Source organism: Kribbella caucasensis, assembly GCF_004361855.1.
GTDB classification, from domain to species: domain Bacteria; phylum Actinomycetota; class Actinomycetes; order Propionibacteriales; family Kribbellaceae; genus Kribbella; species Kribbella caucasensis.
In genome coordinates, this window is sequence record NZ_SNWQ01000002.1 from 456,516 (window position 1) to 475,477 (window position 18,962).

Annotated in this window: 15 protein-coding genes; 4 read left to right on the top strand and 11 right to left on the bottom strand. The window is 68.3% G+C overall.

Annotated elements, in window-relative coordinates:
- Positions 1-81 precede the first annotated feature (81 nt).
- Entirely contained in the window at positions 82-429 is a 348-nt protein-coding gene (locus EV643_RS06210) for a hypothetical protein (RefSeq protein WP_133798987.1), read from the top strand.
- On the opposite strand, the gene glgB is transcribed toward EV643_RS06210, so the two are convergent.
- The 10 genes from glgB to EV643_RS06255 form a co-directional block, all read right to left on the bottom strand.
- Entirely contained in the window at positions 418-2,745 is a 2,328-nt protein-coding gene (glgB, locus tag EV643_RS06215) for a 1,4-alpha-glucan branching protein GlgB (RefSeq protein WP_133798988.1), read from the bottom strand. The two genes, EV643_RS06210 and glgB, sit on opposite strands and share 12 nt — an antisense overlap.
- A gap of 199 nt (positions 2,746-2,944) precedes the next feature.
- Positions 2,945-4,357 carry a maltokinase N-terminal cap-like domain-containing protein gene (locus EV643_RS06220; protein WP_133798989.1) on the bottom strand — a complete coding sequence of 471 codons (1,413 nt, stop codon included), beginning with the start codon at positions 4,355-4,357 and terminating at the stop codon, positions 2,945-2,947.
- Positions 4,354-6,078, bottom strand: coding sequence for a maltose alpha-D-glucosyltransferase (treS, locus tag EV643_RS06225; RefSeq protein ID WP_133798990.1), 1,725 nt, complete (start codon positions 6,076-6,078; stop codon positions 4,354-4,356). The genes EV643_RS06220 and treS overlap by 4 nt, the downstream gene beginning before the upstream one ends.
- 358 nt (positions 6,079-6,436) lie before the next feature.
- Positions 6,437-6,652: a hypothetical protein gene (locus EV643_RS06230; RefSeq protein WP_133798991.1), complete on the bottom strand. Its 216-nt coding sequence runs from the start codon at positions 6,650-6,652 to the stop codon at positions 6,437-6,439.
- 8 nt (positions 6,653-6,660) lie between these two features.
- Complete coding sequence (locus tag EV643_RS06235) at positions 6,661-7,038, bottom strand: type II toxin-antitoxin system HicA family toxin (RefSeq protein WP_133798992.1); 378 nt, start codon at positions 7,036-7,038, stop codon at positions 6,661-6,663.
- Complete coding sequence (locus EV643_RS06240; RefSeq protein ID WP_133798993.1) at positions 7,038-7,247, bottom strand: type II toxin-antitoxin system HicB family antitoxin; 210 nt, start codon at positions 7,245-7,247, stop codon at positions 7,038-7,040. The genes EV643_RS06235 and EV643_RS06240 overlap by 1 nt, the downstream gene beginning before the upstream one ends.
- A 76-nt stretch (positions 7,248-7,323) precedes the next feature.
- Entirely contained in the window at positions 7,324-8,106 is a 783-nt protein-coding gene (locus EV643_RS06245; protein WP_133798994.1) for a sunset domain-containing protein, read from the bottom strand.
- Positions 8,106-8,216 carry a hypothetical protein gene (locus EV643_RS47210; protein ID WP_502255078.1) on the bottom strand — a complete coding sequence of 37 codons (111 nt, stop codon included), beginning with the start codon at positions 8,214-8,216 and terminating at the stop codon, positions 8,106-8,108. The genes EV643_RS06245 and EV643_RS47210 overlap by 1 nt, the downstream gene beginning before the upstream one ends.
- 8 nt (positions 8,217-8,224) lie before the next feature.
- Positions 8,225-9,235, bottom strand: coding sequence for a channel-forming protein ArfA/OmpATb (gene arfA, locus EV643_RS06250; protein WP_133798995.1), 1,011 nt, complete (start codon positions 9,233-9,235; stop codon positions 8,225-8,227).
- A gap of 108 nt (positions 9,236-9,343) precedes the next feature.
- Positions 9,344-11,530, bottom strand: a complete 2,187-nt coding sequence (locus EV643_RS06255) for an MMPL family transporter (RefSeq protein WP_133798996.1) — start codon at positions 11,528-11,530, stop codon at positions 9,344-9,346.
- A gap of 134 nt (positions 11,531-11,664) precedes the next feature.
- Between EV643_RS06255 and EV643_RS06260 the strand changes: the two genes are divergently transcribed.
- Both EV643_RS06260 and EV643_RS45400 read left to right on the top strand, forming a co-directional pair.
- Positions 11,665-12,300 carry a TetR/AcrR family transcriptional regulator gene (locus EV643_RS06260; protein ID WP_202869410.1) on the top strand — a complete coding sequence of 212 codons (636 nt, stop codon included), beginning with the start codon at positions 11,665-11,667 and terminating at the stop codon, positions 12,298-12,300.
- Between the two features lie 266 nt (positions 12,301-12,566).
- Positions 12,567-13,277: a winged helix-turn-helix domain-containing protein gene (locus tag EV643_RS45400; RefSeq protein ID WP_238165388.1), complete on the top strand. Its 711-nt coding sequence runs from the start codon at positions 12,567-12,569 to the stop codon at positions 13,275-13,277.
- Positions 13,278-13,349: 72 nt separating this feature from the next.
- On the opposite strand, the gene EV643_RS06275 is transcribed toward EV643_RS45400, so the two are convergent.
- Positions 13,350-17,729, bottom strand: coding sequence for a S8 family serine peptidase (locus EV643_RS06275; RefSeq protein ID WP_238165389.1), 4,380 nt, complete (start codon positions 17,727-17,729; stop codon positions 13,350-13,352).
- Positions 17,730-18,045: 316 nt separating this feature from the next.
- Here EV643_RS06275 and EV643_RS06280 point away from each other — a divergent pair, with 316 nt between their 5' ends.
- Entirely contained in the window at positions 18,046-18,609 is a 564-nt protein-coding gene (locus tag EV643_RS06280; RefSeq protein ID WP_133798999.1) for a winged helix-turn-helix domain-containing protein, read from the top strand.
- Positions 18,610-18,962: the final 353 nt, after the last annotated feature.

An 18,962-nucleotide genomic window follows, 5' to 3' on the forward strand; every position in this document is an offset into this window, starting at 1 on the left:
TCCGGCTCCACCTTTTGAGTCTGCTCGGTCGTCCAACGGGTGCCTCGACTTCCGGGGTGATCGAGCAGACTGGGGGAACAGATGCTGAAGAAGTCATTGGCGGCGTTGGCCGTGGTGGGTGGGCTGACGGTGCCGGGGGTGGCGCACGCCGTACCGACGGGCTCGACCGCGTCGAACGTCCAACTGGCCTGGGTGGACGGGAAGATCCGGATCACCTGGACCGAGCCGGCCGGTATCCCGAACGGGATCGCCATGGAGGCGACCGGCCAGGAGATCAAAGGGCTCGGGACCACCACCGCGGCCGGTCCGAACGAGCTGGTGGTGCCGGCGTCCGCGCTGGACGGTCGGCGCCTCCACCGGCAGCACTGGGCGGCCGGTGGACGCGGCTTACACCTATCCGTTCACGCTGATCGTTCTCTAGTGCTCTGAGGACGACTGGCCGTCGTGGCGTAGCCAGACAGCGCCGAGAGGTGGGACCGAGATCTCGGCGCTGCTGGTGAGGCCGTGCCAGCCGAGGCCGTTCGCGTGGAAACCGCCGAAGTTGCCGACACCCGATCCGCCGTACAGGGTGGCGTCGGTGTTGATGACCTCCTGCCAGAAACCGCCGAACGGCAGGCCGACCCGGTACCCGTGGTGCGGGAGGGCGGAGAAGTTCACCACGCAGGCGAGGGTGGGTTCACCCTCCTCGCCGTACCGGATGAAACTGAAGACGTTGTTGCCGGCGTCGTTGGCGTCGATCCAGGAGAACCGCTCGGGGATGTGGTCCGCGCCCCACAGCGCCTTGGTCTCGCGGTACGTGTGGTTCAGGTCCTTGACCAGTTGCAGCAGGCCCTGGTGGTCGGCGTGGTCCAGCAGCCACCAGTCGAGCTCGCCCTTCTCGGACCACTCCGACTCCTGGCCGAACTCGCCGCCCATGAAGAGCAACTGCTTGCCCGGGTGCGCCCACATCGTCGCCAGGTACGCGCGCAGGTTGGCCAGCTGCTGCCAGCGGTCGCCCGGCATCTTGCGCAGCAGCGAACCCTTGCCGTGCACGACTTCATCGTGGGACAGCGGCAGGACGAAGTTCTCCGAGTACGCGTACATCATCGAGAACGTCATCTCGTGATGGTGGTACTGCCGGTGGATCGGCTCGTGCTCCAGATAGCGTAGCGAGTCGTTCATCCAGCCCATGTTCCACTTGAAGCCGAAGCCGAGACCGCCCAGATGCGTGGCCCGGGTGACGCCCGGCCAGGAGGTGGACTCCTCGGCCACGGTGATCACGCCCGGGACCCGCTTGTAGAGGGTCGCGTTCATCTCCTGCAGGAACGAGACGGCCTCCAGGTTCTCCCGGCCGCCGTACTGGTTCGGCACCCACTCGCCCTCGTTGCGGGAGTAGTCCAGGTAGAGCATCGAGGCGACCGCGTCCACCCGCAGGCCGTCGATGTGGAACTCCTCGGCCCAGTAGATCGCGTTCGCGACCAGGAAGTTGCGGACCTGGGGGCGGCCGAAGTCGAACACCAGCGTGCCCCAGTCCGGCTGCTCGCCGCGGCGCGGGTCCGGGTGCTCGTAGAGCGGGGTGCCGTCGAACCGGGCCAGCGCCCAGGCGTCCTTGGGGAAGTGGGCCGGCACCCAGTCGACGAGCACGCCGATGCCCGCCTGGTGCAGCCGATCGACCAGGTGGCGGAAGTCGTCGGGGTCGCCGAACCGGGACGTCGGGGCGAAGTACGAGGTGACCTGGTACCCCCACGATCCGCCGAACGGGTGCTCCATCACCGGCATCAGCTCGACATGGGTGAACCCGAGATCGGTGACGTAGGCAACCAACTCGTCGGCCAGCTCGCGATAGGTCCTGCCCTTCCGCCAGGAGCCGAGGTGGACCTCGTAGACGCTCATCGGTTCGCGGTACGCCTGGGCCGCGGCGCGCTGCTCGAGCCAGGCCGCGTCGTTCCACTCGTACTTCGACTCGTGCACGACCGACGCGTTCGCCGGCGGAGTCTCGGCCAGGTTCGCCATCGGGTCGGCCTTCTGCCGCCAGACCCCGTCGCGGCCGCAGATGTCGAACTTGTACCGCGTGCCCGGGCCGACACCGGGGACGAACAGCTCCCAGACGCCGCTGGAACCCATCGTCCGCATCGGGTGCGCGCGGCCGTCCCAGAAGTTGAAGTCCGCGGTCAGCCGGATCCCTTGCGCGTTCGGCGCCCAGACCGCGAACGAGGTGCCGGTGACGGTGCCGGTCGGGCCGTCGTACCGGCGTACGTGGGCGCCGAGGACGGTCCAGAGCTGCTCGTGCCGGCCCTCGCCGATCAGGTGCAGGTCCATCTCGCCGAGCGACGGGAGATAGCGGTACGGGTCGTCGACCTCGACCGCGGGCCCGTCGGTGTAGGTGACCTCGAGCCGGTAGTCGGGCACCTTGTCGACCTCGAGTACGCCGATCCAGATCCCGTCGAACTCGTGCTCCAGCCCGACCCGCTCACCGTCGTACACGGCCGTCACCGAACTCGCGAACGGCCGTAACACCCGCAACGTGACCGCGCCTTCCCCCAAATGCGGCCCAAGCACCTGATGCGGATCGTGGTACGTCCCCCCGACCAGGCGCTCCAGCACCCCCCGCTCCACCACCACAGCCTTCCCCACCAGCTGCTCGGCCGGATCCGCTTGCGCCACGGGATCCGCCTGCTCCACCGGGCTCTCCGCCGGCTGGTGTTCAGGCTCCGTCATCTCAGCGGAGATCGGCGTCTCCACCCGGTCACGCTCCGTCGAATCCATAAACCCCATCCTGCCCGATCCAGACGTCCACTTCTGCACCCCGTACCCGACGCTCTGCGAAGTACACAAGGACTTCATCAACGGCCGCTCCGGGGGATCGCATGCCGTCCGGGGACTGTGAACAACAACCCGGGACCTTGAACAGGAAAATTGCCTGTGCAAGGTCCCGGGTTATTGTTCAAGGTCCCGGTTTCTCGCGTCAGTCGCCGCTGAGCTGCGCGGCCGCGGCCAGTGGGATCGGCAACCAGCTCGGCCGGTTCCGGGCCTCGTAGAGCGTCTCGTAGATCACCTTGTCGGCCAGGAACGCGCTCAGCAGCACCTTCTGGTCGCGCGGATCCGCCCCGGCCACCTCGGCGTACCCGTCGCAGAAGGCATCCCGGTTCCGGTCCGCCCACTCGGTCGCCCGGTAGGCGATCTGCTGGTCGCCCTGGTGGTCGGCGAGCAGCGATCGCGCCGCGTAGTCGAAGGACCGCAGCATCCCCGCGACGTCCTTGATCGTGGTGTCCAGCGCCCGCCGCTCGACCAGCGACTTGGCCGGCTCGCCCTCGAAGTCGATCAGCTTCCAGCCGTCGATCGTCCGCAGCACCTGACCGAGGTGGAAGTCGCCGTGGATCCGCTGCACCGGCACGGCCTGGCCGTACTCCGCGAGCGCGGTGAAGGCCCGGCGAAGGCCGTCGGCGTACGGCGCCAGCTCCGGTATGGCAGCCGACGCCTTGTCCAGCCGGCGCTGCATGGCGGCGGCATGTTCGACCATCTGCTCCGGCTCCCAGACGTCGGTGCCGAGCGTCTTGGCCAGCTCGTTGTGCACCTGCGCGGTGCTCGCGCCGAGCCGGTGCGACTCGCCTGCGAAGTCGCCGCCGACCTCCTCGGCGTGCAGGTCCGCCTCGGCGTACAGGTCCCGGACCGAGGTGGTCGCGTACGCCCAGCCGTCGGTCGCGTTCTTCTGGAACGCCGTCATCATCGCCAGTTCGCCGGTATCGGTGCCGCCGCCGGCCCGCGGCCACGAACCGCGGGCCCAGCCGAGCACCTCCGGAACCAGCTCGGAGCCCGCCTCGGTGAGCGCCGACTCGATCTCGACGCCCGGATTGCTCCCGGGCTCGAGCCGGCGGAACACCTTCAGCAGGGCGATGTCGCCGAACACCAGCGACGTGTTGCTCTGCTCCACGGTGAGGACGAGCGACTGCGCGTCGTCCGGCACCACCACGGTGTGGTCCGGCGAGTGGACGGGGTGGAACTCCAGCCCGTCCAGCCGCCTGCCGTGCGTGAGCGCATCCAGCCAGTACGGCGTCGCGGCCTTGTCGTGCAGCGCGTCGTACACCCAGACCTGGGTATCACCGAGATCCGGATCCACCCAGTCACCCACCAGAGCGTGACCGAGGTTGTCGACCGGCTCGCGGTGATAGCTGAGCGGAAGCTGGTACACCCGGATTGCGTTCTCCGCGCCGGGCGGGCCGGCGCAGTAGACGAACCCGATCCGGACCGCGGGCCAGACGCCCCCGTCGGACAGCCACACCGAGGTGGCCATCGCATCGACGTGGACGTCATGTCCCTTCTCACCGAACCACCTCTGGTTCGCGCAGAAGGACTGGACCTGGTCCAGATGGGAAGTCACGAAGAGCTCTCCTCACGATCAGCCAGTTTGTTCACCGGCAGCCGGAACCAGTAGAAGCCGTGCGCGCCGAGGGTCAGCAGGTACGGCAGCTCGCCGATGGTCGGGAAATGCACCCCGCCGAGCAGCTCGATCGGCTCCACACCTTGCCACTGCCGCAGGTCCAGCTCGATCGGCTGCGGGAACCGGGACAGATTGTTCACGCACAGCACCACGTCGTCGCCGAACTCCCGGACGTACGACAGCACGCTCGGGTTGGAACCGCCGAGGTCAGTGAAAGTACCCATGCCGAAACATGGGTGCTGTTTACGGGTCTGGATCATCCGCCGGGTCCAGTGCAGCAGCGACGAGGCGTTCTCCATCTCCGCCTCGACGTTGACCGCCTGGTAACCGTAGACCGGATCCATGATCACCGGCAGGCTGAGCTTGCCCGGGGTGGCCGTGGAGAAGGACGCGTTCCGGTCGGGGGACCACTGCATCGGCGTACGGACCCCGTCGCGGTCACCGAGCCAGATGTTGTCGCCCATGCCGATCTCGTCGCCGTAGTACAGGATCGGCGAGCCGGGCAGCGACAGCAGCATCGCGGTGAACAGTTCCATCCGGTTCACGTCGTTGTCGAGCAACGGCGCGAGCCTTCTGCGGATGCCGATGTTGGCCTTCATCCGCGGGTCCTGGGCGTACTCGCCCCACATGTAGTCGCGCTCTTCGTCCGACACCATCTCGAGGGTCAGCTCGTCGTGGTTGCGCAGGAAGATGCCCCACTGGCAGGTGTCCGGGATCTGCGGGGTCTGGGCCAGGATCTCCGAGATCGGGAACCGCGACTCGCGCCGCACCCCCATGAATATCCGCGGCATCACCGGGAAGTGGAACGCCATCTGGCACTCGTCGCCGCCGGACTCGCGGTCGCCGAAGTACTCCACCACGTCGGCCGGCCACTGGTTCGCCTCGCAGAGCAGGACGCGGTCGGTGTAGTTCGCGTCGACCTCCTTGCGGACCCGGGTGAGGAACTCGTGCGTCCGCGGCAGGTTCTCGCAGTTGGTGCCCTCTTCCTCGAACAGGTACGGCACCGCGTCCAGCCGGAAGCCGTCCACGCCGAGGTCGAGCCAGAACTTCAGCGCCTCGATCATCGCGTCGCCCACGGCCGGGTTCTCGAAGTTCAGGTCCGGCTGGTTGGAGTAGAACCGGTGCCAGAAGTACTGGCCACGGACCGGGTCCCAGGTCCAGTTCGACGTCTCGGTGTCGACGAAGATGATCCGGGCGTCGGAGTACTGGTCGTCGGTGTCGGACCAGACGTAGAAGTCGCCGTACGGGCCGTCGGGGTCGCTGCGGGACGCCTGGAACCAGGGGTGCTGGTCCGAGGTGTGGTTCATCACGAAGTCGACGATGATCCGGATGCCGCGGGCGTGCGCGGCCTCCATGAACGCGGCGAAGTCGGCGATCGTGCCGACCTCGGGCATCACGTTGGTGTAGTCGGAGATGTCGTAGCCGCCGTCACGCAGAGGTGAGGGGTAGAACGGCGGTAACCAGAGACAGTCCACGCCGAGCCACTCGAGATAGTCGAGTTTCTCGGTCAGGCCTTGCAGATCGCCGATGCCGTCGGCGTTCGAATCCTTGAACGACCGCACGAGGACTTCATAGAAGACGGCCCGCTTGAACCACAGCGGGTCACTCTTCGTCAGTCCGTGGTGCTGCTCCGGCAGCATATCGGTCACGCTCACCTCCATCAGGTGCATCCCTCGATCCAAACCTAGCGGTACTGCGTGTTGCGTCCACCGGACCTACCGGCGACGCGCGGGTGGACTTCTCCGGAGGCCTGCTCAGGTGGTCCCTTACCCGTTCGGCGGGTGTTCAAAATGGGCACAGCGGAACAGCCGGAGGTATCCGGTGATAGGTGCTGAAAACGCCGGCGGGATGGGTGGTCCGGAGCGGCGTTCAGCACAGTGTGACGCCGGTTTGCCAGTACAAGCAAATAGGGGCCCGATCCCCGTATCCACCACCCGATTCGTTACCTGAACCCCGTTGCCCGGAGGGGCTCCCGACCGTTGAATACGCTCCGTTTACGTCACCGATTGCCGGACGCCATCAGGGCGTCTCGACGGTGATCGTGATCTGCCGGGGCACGCCGAAGGCCTCGACGAGGCCGGTCAGAGATTCGCGGAGATCCTCCACGGCTTCATCGGGCGTGTCACCGGACCCGTTCGCCCCGACACCCGGTCGCAGTTGCGCGTGCGCGTTCCAGATTCCGTCTTCGTCCTGCTCGACGGTGTAGGGGACGGTGACCTCCTGCTGCACAGTCACCCCTCCATCTACCGACCGTCGCGTCCCTGGCCGCGGCGACGGCCTGATTGGCGGCGGTTCCCGGACTGCTGTTCCGACGATTGCTGTGGCTTCCCGCCGGCCTTCGTGACACCTCGGTTGACCTCCTCTGGGGTCAACTCCCGGGCGCGGCCCTTCTGCTCGGTGCCGTAGAGGTCCTCAGGTGTCTTGCCGGCCTGCTTCGCGATGTTGCGCATGGTTCCGGCAGCGACTTCCTTGCTCCCGTGGTCCGGGACAACAATCGTCTTGCCGTTGCCCTTGAAGATCCGGTGGCTGCCCTTGCCCCTGCCCTTGGCTTCCTTGAACCCGGCGCGCTCGAGGTCCTTTACCACCTCGCTGGCCTTCTTCGGTTTCCAGCCGAACGGCATCAGCTCACCTCGACAGTCACGGTCAGCTCGTCCGGCACACCAACTTCCTCGGCCAGTACGACGATGGCCTCGCGCAGGTCCTCGATCGCGGCTTCTCGTGTATCGCCCTGGCCGTTGGCGAAGGCGTCCGGCAGCAGAGCGGCCTGGGCGGCCCAGACACCGTCTTCGTCCTGCTCGACGGTGTAGGGAACGTGGATCTCGCGCTTCATACCGCTGCCTCCTTCTCCGGGGGAGCGCCAGCGTAGTCGGCGGCGGGGCCAGCCAGGCTGGACCTGGATCGGAGTGTCAGTTGCGGGTGGCGGGGGAGCGGCGGGGTTTGCGGGCGTACTTGGTGAAGCCGGCGTTCTCGGCGTCGGCCTCGGTGCGGAACCAGACTTCGGGCTTGGTCCGGCCGTAGTACGGCGAGTCGGGGGTGTGGAAGAGCATCGACTGCGCGTTGCCCTTGATCGTGAACCCGTCCGGCGGCCCCTGATGCGCCACCGCATCCGCCGACCCCGGCCCAAACCGCCCAGCAGGCACCTCCCGTACGTCGACCGCGGCCACCGCCTGTACCTCGTCCGCGGGCTCGCCGTCGCCTTCGATCGCCGCCAGCTCAACCGTCTCGTCAAACAAAACCGGCGCCTCCATCCGCTGCGAGAACGCGGGTGTGGCCGGCGGCATGGGCGGCGTCGGCGGGTCCGGCTCGATGGGCGGCACTGGCTCGCCGGGCTCGATCGGGGGAACTGGGTCGCCGGGCTCGACTGGGGGTACTGGTTCGCCGGGTTCAACCGGCGGCATGGGCTCGGCTGGTGGTTCGGACCCGGCGGGTCGTTCGGGACGGGCGACCGGACTCGGCCGGGGCGCCGGCGCAGGTCGCGTGCGTGCTCGTGGGCTGAACTCTGTCGTCTGGTCTTCTGCCGGTGCCGAGGTGGCGCCGACGGTGACCAGGATTTTCTGCTCCGCCGGTTGCTCTTCGTGAGGAGCGGTTGCGGGTTGGGAGCGGCGGTTGAGGAGGAGCCAGGTGATGAGGGCGCCGAGGAGGAAGGCGAGGAGTTCCCAGGGCCAGTTGTTGCGGATCAGGCTGCTCATCAGCGGGTGCCCCTCGACGCGATGTTGCGATGCACCAGCCAGGCGGCGACGCTGCCGAGGGCGAACGCGACCAGTAACAGGAACCACATCTGGACGAACAGCCAACTCATCAGATCCCCTACGGCACTCGAATCTCGACCCGGCGGTTCGCGATCCGACCGGCGGTGGTCTTGTTGGACGCCAGCGGCTGCAGTTCGCCGTAGCCGCGGCTGATCATTCGTTCGGCGGGCAGCCCGAGTCGTACCAGCGCAGCCCTGATCGCATCGGCGCGCCGCTGTGACAGCGGCATGCTGGTGGCCGGGTCGCCGAGGTTGTCGGTGTGACCGGCGATCTCGACGCGCGCCTCCGGGCAGGTCCGCAGCAGTGCCGCCACCTTACCGACCGAGCCCCGGGTCGCCTCGTTCACGATGGCTGTCCCGGACAGGAAGATGATCTTCTGCCGGCTCATCAGCTCGGCCAGCCGCGCCTCGAACGTCTGGCACGCCTCGCTCACCGGCGGCTTCTCGGCGCCCGGCACCTTCAACTGGTTGGCGATCACCGCACCCGGCACGGCCTTCGCGGCCGCGCGGGCCGCTGTCGCCTTGGTCGCCTGATCCGCGACCTGACCGCTGAGCGTGATCGTCGTCCCGTCGTACTGGATCGCGGTGTCCTCGGTCCCGGCCGAGAGCGCGCGCAACAGAGCGGTGAACGCGGCCGGATCCAGCCGGCCGGTCGCACCGTCGACACTCACCTGGTCGTTGAACGTGCCGCCCTCGGGCAGCAGCTCGTGGATCCCGGCGGTGATCGCTTCCTTGCTGGCCTGATCCGGTACGGCGATCGTCACGGAGTACGCGTCGCCCGACCGCTCCACCGAGAACGGCCCGATCGCCGGCCCTTCAGCCGGCTGCTGGGTCGTCGGTTCACCACTCGGGGTCGGACTGGTCGCCGGCGACTGAGCGGCATCGCCGTCACGATCATCGGCAGTCGCGGACCGGAGTCCGTCACCCTTCACCCCGACCAGCAACGCGGTCAGCACCAACGGAACGATCAGCAACGCAAGCAGCCAGACGAGACCGGTCCGCCGCGCGAAACCACTGCTCGCGGCGGCCGGAGTGGAGTCGGACGGGCGGCCGTCCGGGGTTCCAGGCACTTGTTCCTCCGTCAAGTACGGCCAAAGGGGCCGTGCGCGAGGACCTTACTCTGTTCACCGCCCACTCCGCACGCACAACGCGCCCCTCTGGTCAGAACCCCTTAAAAGTCAGGCGTTGGGAGTCGACTCGGTGAGGCCGATTCGGGTGTGCAGAGCACGCAGTGGCGGCGGTGACCACCAAGCCCTGCTGCCGAGGAGACGAAGCGCGGTCGGTACCAGGACGCCGCGAATCAGAGTCGCGTCGATCAGGACGGCAAGCCCAGAACCGATCCCGAAGAGCTGAATGAAGCTGACCGAACTCGTACCGAAAGCGAAGAAACTCACCGACAAGATGACCGCCGCCATCGACACGATCCGCCCACTCCGCGCCAGACCCGTCGTCACCGAGTCCCGCAGCGCAACCCCCTCGTCGTGCTGCTCCTTGATCCGGCTCAGCACGAACACCTCGTAGTCCATCGACAGCCCGAAGGTGATGCAGAACAGCAGCACCAGCATGCTCGTGTCCAGCGGCAGCGGAGTGAACCCGAGCCAGCCCGACAACCATCCGTCCTGGAACACCAGCACCATCGCCCCGAGCGTCGCCGACAACCCGACCACGTTCAGCAACAACGCCCGCAACGGCTGCAACAGACTCCCGGTGAACAGGAACAGCAATACGAACGTGGTCAGCGCGATCAGCCCACCCGCCAGCGGCAGCCGCGACCCGATCGCCTCCTGGCTGTCCATGAATCGCGCCGTCGTCCCGCCGACCAGGAACTCACCCGGCCCCGGCAGCGCCCGCGCCGAGTCGACCAGCGCCCGCGCCTCGGCCGATCGCGTGTCCGCCTCCGTCACCACGGACAGTTGCTGGATCCCGTCGGCCGTCAGCCGCGGATTCGCCGGCCCCGCCTGCGCACCGGACACGAACGCCCCGGCGGCGGACTCGACCCGTACGACGTGCGGCAGCCGCGACAGGTTTTCCGCATAGGACCGGACGGCGCTGGTCTCCACCGCTCCGGTGCTGACGAGCTCGACCGCGTTCGTGTCGTCACTGCCGAAGTCGTCGCGCAGCGCGTCACCGACGACGCGACTGGTCGCCGTGGTCGGCAGTACCCGGTCGTCCGGCGTACCGAACTCGACATGCAGCAGGGGAGTTGCCAGCAGCAACAATCCGGCGACCACCGGCAGCGCGACCAGGGCCGGCCGCCGCATCGCGAGTCCGGCGAGCCGGCCCCAGAACGGTGCGACCGTCTTCGGCGCACCCTTGAGCCACGGCAGGCGGCCCGCGTTGACGCGCGGACCGAGCACGGTCAGCAGGGACGGCAGGACGACGAGGGCCCCGACCATCGCGATCACGATCACCCCGATCCCGGCGTACGCGAAGGACCGGAGGAAGAACAGCGGGAACACCAGCAGCGCGGCCAGTGCGACCGCGACGGTCAGGGCGCTGAAGACTATCGTGCGCCCGGCCGTCTCGACCGTCCGGATGACCGCGGCGTGGGATGCGGCGCGGGGGTCGGCCGCGGAGTCCGGGATCTTGGCCAGTTCCTCGCGATAGCGGCTGACCATCAACAGGGCGTAGTCGATCGCCAGCCCGAGTCCGAGGGCGGTGGTCAGGTTGATCGCGTAGATCGAGACGTCGGTGACCGAGCCGAGCACGGACAATTCTGCGAAGGTCCCGAAGATAGCGATCACGCCGACCGCGAGCGGCAGCAGCGCGGCGACCAGGCTGCCGAACGCGAGCACGAGCAGCGCCAGGATGATCGGTACGGCGATCGCCTCGGCCACCGCGAGGTCGCGGCCGACCTGCCCGCTGACGTCATGGTTCACCCCGGCCTCGCCACCGATGTCGACCTTGAGCCCGGCCTGCTCACCGCCGTAGGTGTTGATCAGCCGGTCGGTGATATCGGCGCGGGCGTCGTCGTCGCTGCTGCTGGTCGACGCCACGACCAGCGCCTTGGTCCCGTCCGCTGACTTCATCGCCGGCGCTTTGGTGGTCCAGTACGACGCGACGCCGGTGAGATCTGGTTCGGCGGCGATTCGGCGGGTCAGGTCCGTACCGGCTTGGGCGGCACCGGGATCGTCGACGGCCCGGCCGGCGTCGACCACGAAGACCAGGTCGGCCTGACCGTCGAAGCTGTCGGCGAGCTGGGTCGCGGCCCGGCTGGACTCGGAGCCGGGATCGTCGAATCCGCCGCCGGCGAGTTTGCCGAAGGCGCTGACGCCGAGCACGGCCGCGCCGGCCAGCAGCAGCACGGTGACCAGCAGAACGGCTCGGGCGTGACGGGTGGTGAAAATGCCGAGGCGATGCAACATGGCGGAGCTCCACAAGGGCAGGGGAAATGGGGGAGAACGGAAGTCCGGCCCGACTCGGCGCCGAGATGTTGGCGGGCGTAAACTTTACAGGTGTTAACTTGCCAGAGATGTTTGCGAGGGTCAACATCAAGGCCGTGACTGTCCGGACTGCGTACCACCACGGCGACCTGCGGAATGCGCTGGTCGCCGCGGCGGCCGAGCTCGCCGATCAGGGCGGGCCGGCGGCTGTCACGATCCGCGCGGCCGCCCGGGCGGTTGGGGTCACGCCGACCGCGGCGTACCGGCACTTCAAGAACCACCTGGAGTTGCTCGGGGCGGCCCGGGCCTATGCGCTCACCCAGATGGGCGATGCGATGCGAGCCCGGTTGGCGGCCGTGGAGCCGAGGGACGATCCGGCCGAGGCGGCGATTGCGCGGATGGATGCGATGGGGCGTGGGTACGTCGACTTCGCGTTGTCGCGGCCGGGGTTGTTCCGGTCCGTGTTCATCGACGTGGCGAAACCGGCCAACGCGGAAGAGATCGAGGGTCCGCACATGATGCTGGTGCGCGGTGTCGACGAGCTCATCGCGCTCGGCTTCGTCGGCGAGGAGTCCCGGGTCGGCGTCGAGGTCGCGTCGTGGTCGCTGGTCCACGGGCTCGCGCTGCTGATGCTGGACGGACCACTCTCGCGACTGCCCGAGGCCGAACGTCAGGCTGTCGTCGAGCAGACCCTCGACACCTTCGTGCGCACCTTCTGGGCGGCGCGCGCGAACTTCCGCCAGGGCACGTGAACGCTCCGGCATCCCGCTTCATACCCCCACCATTGCCCGGCCGCAGGCCAACAGTTGATCGCGCCGCAGACCATCGGCTGATCTGGCAGCCGATTCCCCGCGTCTGGTCCTCTGGTTCCGTCCGGCCGGAGGACCAGACGTCTGTCCGGTCTCGGACAGGTCGCATATGTGCCACCTGGCGGCGCGGGGTATCCCTTGACTTCGCCCTCGCGGTTGAGCGTACTTGTGGCTGCGCTCGGGTGAAACGTTGAACGGAGGGGGCTCCCATGGAGAAACTGCCGGATTCGTCGTTGATCGTCGGGGTCGCGACATCCACCGCGGAACGGGTCCAACTGGCCCGTCTGCTCAGCGAGGCGGACGCGCTGTTGCTCGTCTCCAGCGCCGACCAGGCCCGAGCATTCCTGGACCTGACCGCCACACCCGACACGGCACCCGTAGTACTAACCCCCGGCGTCCTGGCCCCCGGCGAACTGTCGCCCGTCGACCAGCCGGACCCGGATCTTCCGGGCCCTGCCCAGATCGAGGCAACCCCGCCCAGATCCGGCCCCAACCTAGTCACAACCCGAGCCATCCCCGCCACATCCACCACCCACCCCCACGCCGCCGCGCGTACGGCGCCCGTCGCCACCCGTACTCCGGCGGCCGGAACCCCTACTGCGCAAGGCGGCGCCGATGTGGTCGCGCTACCGACTGGTCTCCGGTTGGACCAGGATCGCCGTGTCGTCCGCTGGCAGGACCGCGAGGTCCCACTGACCCGGCTGGAACACGACTTCCTCCACTGCCTGGTCCAGAAACCCGGCCAGGTCTGGACCTACCAACGCCTCCACCACGCCGTCTGGGGCAACGAACACCTAGGCCATGGCTCCCACATCCACTCAGTAGTCAAACGTCTCCGCCAAAAACTCGCCGACCTGGGCGCCGCCGTCACCATCCACGCAGTCCGAGGCGTCGGCTTCCACCTACTCCCCGCCGCCTGAAACAACCCGTCAGCAGCACAGCCGGCCCCGCCCAAAGGTTCTGGGCGGGGCCGGCGTGGTGCTAGGTGACTACTACTTGATGGACTTCAGGGCGAAGTCCTCTACTACTGGTTCGCCCGCGACCAGGCGCGTGGTGCGCGTCTGGGGCTTGTAGCCGTCCTTGGCGGCGATCAGGGTGAGCGGGTTGTTGCGACGGTCCAGCCAGTGCGCGTACTTGCCGGCGTTGTCGGTGATGAAGGTGTACGACTGCGCCCAGGAGTCGACCTGGACGATGGCGCCCGGGAGTGGGGCCGTCGCGCCGGAGGTGGGTACTCCGGTGACGGTGCCCATCAGCTTGCTCCAGGTGGTCGGCGGGGTGACGGTCATGGTCACAGCCACCGGGGTGACGGAGTACGGGGTGTTCTCCCGGATCGTCACCTGGCCGGAGTACTTGCCCGGCTGGTCGACGGTCGCGCTGAGAGTCACCTTGACGATGGTGCTGGCGCCCGGGGCCAGGGTGGCCTCGGTCTTGTCGATGCCCAGCCAGCTGACATCCGCCGACGACTCGGCACAGTCCTCGAGACCCGGCAGGGCCTCACTGTCCGCGGTCGCGTTGAAGCCGCCGGACGAACCACCGACCTTGTAGAAACCGCACGCCGCCCCGCCGCGGTACTTCGGCATGTTGGCGTTCGGCAGCGCCGCCCAGGTCCCGGCAGCCGGGTCGTAGGCGAAGCCCGCGTTGGTGACGGCACCCGCCTGGACACCGCCGACGACGAGCAGCTTGCCACCGGCGACGGCGTACGACGCCGCCCAGTGGTCGGCCGGGGCGTTGGCGATCGGCGACCACGCGTTGGCGGACGGGTCGTACACGTACCCGTTCGTCAGTGACGCCGATCCGGTGTTACCACCGGCGCAGTACAGCGAGCCGTCGATCGCGCCGCAGGATGCGAACGCCACGTTCTGCGGGTAGTTGGCCAGCGTCTCCCAGGCGTTCGCCGCCGGGTCGTAGCGAACCACCGTGTTGGACATCGGCAAGCAGCTGGAGGTGGTGCACCCACCAACGGCGTACAGCCTGCCGTCCAGTACGGCCTGACCCGCCGCCGCGCGCGGAGCCGGGTTGTTCGCCAGTGCGGTCCAGGCGTTGGCCGCCGGATCGTAGGACCAGGTCGCCGCATCCGGACCGGACGCACCCCAGCCGGAGCTGGCGATGATCTTGCCGTCGACCACGCCGACCGTGATCGCGTTGCGCGCCGCCGGCAGCGGTGCGATCGCGGTCCATGCCAGCGAGGCCGGGTCGTACACGTAGCTGTTCGCGGTCGACGCACTACCGTTGCCACCGGCAATCGAGTAGATCTTGCCGTCCACGTTGACCACCCGGTTGTCCATCACGTTGGCCGGGTAGTCGGCGATGTCGGCCCACGGCGCCGCCTGCGGAAGCGCTGCGGCCGGCGTACCGGACGACTTGCCCGCGAGCAGGTTGGCGAACGAGGTCGGCACCTGCAGCCGCTGCAGCGGAGCACCTTCACCGAAGAGCACCTCGGCCTTGGTGGTGGTGCTGCCGTCCGCGTTCTGGATCTCGAAGCCGCCGTCCTTCTCGCCGAACTTCACGTCCACCGGTGCGCCACCGGTGTTCTTGACGGTGAAGGACTTGGTCACCTTGCCGGTCGGCAGCTTCGCCGTACCTGAGACCACACCCGGTGTGACCACCAGACGGCCGGCCGCGAGGGAGTGGTTCGACGCGGTGACCCAGTCGGCCTCGACGTCGACGGTCTGGGTCGAGCTGACGTAGTTGCCGGCCTTGGCGGTGAAGCCGTGCGAGCCGGACTCCGACGAGTACATCCAGTAGAAGCCGTCGCTCAGGCCCGTGTCGTCGGGCGTCGCGACGGTGGTCGCGGTCTCGGCCGGTGCGTCGTCACGGGTGACGACGGCGCCGTTCACGAAACCGCTGGTGTTGGCGTCCTTCACGTTGCCGACGACGAGACCGCCACCGACCGGGTCACAGCTGATCGCACTGCCGATCAGGACGGAGTCGACCTCCCACCACCACTCGTACGAGGCGTCGTAGTAGTGGAACCGGACCTGTACCGCTGACTGCCCGGCCGCCTGCGGGATGGCGATCTCCTTCACACCGCGGGCGTCGGCGACCTGGCTGACCAGAGTGGTCCAGGTGGTACCACCGTCGATCGACAGGTCGACATTGGCCTTCTCGCCGCCGAGCCAGTTGAGGTCCTGGTTGAACTTGACCACCGGAGCGGCCACGTTCGTCAGGTCAACCACCGGGCTGACGAGCGAGGTGTCCTGCGACTGCCCCGCGCCGTACCGGTCGCTGTCGACGATCGCGAAGCCGCCCGAGCCGCCGGACAGGTTGCCCCGGTTGCCGACGTCCTCGAACTTCCAGACCTGGCCGTTGCCCTTGTTGTCCACCACGGTCCAGCCGCTCGGCGCGACCTTCGCGTCGAACGTCTCGTAGACACCGTCGGAGCCGTACTTGTACCCCGGTGCGGTGGTGCAGGAATCGGCCCGGACCGGCACCGCGACGTTCTTGATCAGGTTGCCCGCACCGACCGTGATCGGCACGCTGACCGACTCGTACCCCGGGTACTGCGCCTCGACCTTCAGCGTGTACGTCGTGCTGGACGGCACCTGGAAGCTGTACCGGCCGTTGGTCGGGGTGGTGTAGTCGAACACGCCGCCAGGACCCTCGACGCTCACCTTCGCGTACAGCGGCCAGCCGTGGCCGGAGCCGTCCGAGATGGTGCCGCCCACGTTGACCGTCGGCGCGGCCTCGAGGCTGAAGTCCTTGGTGGTGGTCGTGTTCGCGGTGATCGTCGCCGTGGCGGTCTGGCTCTTGTAGCCGAACGCCGTGACGCTCAGGGAGTAGTCACCGGCGGGCAGCACGGCCGAGTAGCCGCCGTCCGAGGCGGTGGTCAGCGCGCGGTCCGGCTGGCCTGCGGCGGTGACGGTGACCGTCGCTCCCGGCAGAGCGGCGCCGGCAGTGGTGGTGACCTTTCCGGACAGCGTGCCGGTGTCGCCGATCGGAGCCGCGTTCAGCAGTGCGAGCGCGTCCAGCCGGCCTTCACCGAAGACGTTGTTGTCGTCCGTGGTGCCACCGCACTGGCTGTTCGCCACGTCGATCGCGGTGTTGTCGAACAGCGCACGGGTCGCCGCGACGTCGCCCTTCAGCGCCGGCGAGGCGGCCCACAGCAGCGCGACGGCGCCCGCGAAGTGCGGGGTGGCCATCGACGTGCCGTTGAAGCTCGCGTACGAGCTGCCCGGGATGCTCGACCGGACGTTGACGCCGGGTGCCGAGATGTTCGGCTTGATCACGCCGTTCTGGCCGACCCCGCGGCCGGAGAACGAGGCGATCGCGTTGTTGATGTCGTAGGCGCCGACGGAGTAGTTGCTCTCCAGGCTGCCCGGCGACCCGCTGGTGTTACAGCCGCCCGCCCCGCTGTTGCCGTTGGCGAACGCGCCGAAGATCCCGGACGCGGTCCAGGCCAGCGTGATGTCCTCCATGAACGGGTCGTTGGACGGCTGCTGGCTGCCCCACGAGTTGTTGATGATGTTCGGCCGCTTGCTCGCGTCCGGGTTCTGGCCCGCGAGATTGGTCGGCTCGAGCATCCACTCGCCGGAGGCGATCAGCGCGGCGTCGCTCGGGCAGCAGCCGTTCGCGGCGATCCACTTCACGCCCGGCGCGACCCCGATCTGGTTACCCGCACCGTCGTCACCGGCCATCGTGCCCATCGTGTGGGTGCCGTGGCCGTTGCCGTCGGCCGGCGCGCTCGGCGAGGTGCCGGCCGCGTCGTACCAGTTGTAGTTGTGGTCGAACTGGCCGTTGCCCAGGTTGCCGCGGTACGAGTTCACCAGCGCCGGGTGGTCGTACTGGACGCCGGTGTCGATGTTGGCGATGACGATGCCCTCGCCCTTGTCGCCGTACTGCGACCAGACGTCGTCGGCGTTGATGTTCGCGATGCCCCACTCGAGCGCGTTGATCTGGTGCTCGTCCGTGCCTGGAGTCACCTTCGGCACCTCGAGCACGGTCGGGTTGTAGATCCCCTCGACCTCGGTGTGCCCGGCCAGCTTCTGGGCCAGTGCCAGCGAACCGCTGGAGACGCGGATCGCGTTGGTGCCCCAGAACGCCTGGTACTTCACGTTCTGCGCGTCCAGTTCGGCGCGCACCTTGGCCTGGCTCTCAGCGGCGGTCTTGCGCAGCGCCGCGGCGACCGCGGTACCCCGCTGGTCCCAGTCCGTGATGGTGCTCGCCTTGGCCAGGTCCGCCTTGGCGCTGAACCGGACCCAGTAGTCGGTCGCCTCCTTGGCGTCCTTGCCCTCCAGCTTGGCCAGCAGTTCCGGCTTGATCTTGGACGCCGGTGCGGGCGTCGCTACAGGTTTGGTGGGCGGTGCGGCCTGGGCGGCCAGACCGCTCGCGGCCAGGCCGGTCGTCACGACCGCCAGCGCCGCCAGGGCACCCACCAGTGATCTGGTGAGTCCCCTTCTCCGTTGATGTGACATTGCAGCCCCTCACTTGACATCCCCGAGTCGGCCCCCGAGCCAACGTGCGAGGGTGCCGGGGTCCGCGGCTTTGAACCGGTTCCGCGAACACACCGTGCCCCCCAGGTCGCGGCGTGTGACGCCTGCGACCCGAATTGGACCCTATGTGTCAGATGTGAGGGCTCACAAGCACACTTCGTGAGCAAGTTGTCACTAGCGGTTCGGGCATTCTGGGCAAGTTTTGCCAGAATTTGTCAGTTCGTTGACGATTCGAGGCAGGGGTTGACATCGTGATCAGATGGTCACCGCCCGTGTCCCCGCCCCCGATCCGGCCTCGACCCAGCCGCCGTTCCCACTCCTCATCGCCGTCGCCGCATCCCTGGAGGAACGCGTCCGGCTGGCCGAACTCGTCGACGACGTCGCGCCGCTGCTGCTGGTCTCGTCGCTGGAGGAGTTGCGGAAGTTGATCACGCCTGTGCCTCTTCCGCCTGGTGGGTCTGAGGTCGATCACGAGCCGGTACGTCGTCCTGGGCCGGCCGCCGCGGATGGGGGAGAGGTGCTCACGATCGACTCGGTCCGTGGGGTCGCGCAGTGGCGTGGGGATGAGGTGCCGCTGACGGAACTGGAGCAGAACCTGCTGACCCGGTTGATGACGGAGCCGCTCCGGGTCTGGACGTACGAGGCACTGCATCAGGCCGTGTGGCGGAATGGGCATCTGCGGGGGACTGCGGATGTGCACTCGGTGGTGAAGCGACTGCGCCGAAAGCTCGACGAACTCGGCACAACCATCACAATCGACGCGGTCCGCGGCACAGGCTTCCGCCTCGCAGACCACCAACGCCCAGGCCTCCGCGCCGGTTAGCCCGCCTCCGGGTGACGACGGCCCGGCGTGACGACGGCCCGGCATGACGACGGCCCGGGGTGGCGACGGCCCGGCGTGACGACGGCCCGGCGTGACGACGGCCCGGGGCGGCCGCCGCGAGCGGTGACGGCGGCCCGGGGCGGACGGCCCTCCGCCCACCAGATACCCGGCGGCCCCACCCACCCGCGCCGTCGACTCCGCACCGCCCCGACCCGCCCACCCACCACATACTCGCCCCGCGCTGACCATCCGCCCGGACCGCCGTCATCCGCGCCGTCGTCACCCTCCCGCCCCAACCGCCCATATCTAGTGCGCGGGGTGACGGCGAGGGGCCTGACTTGACAGTAGGCTGT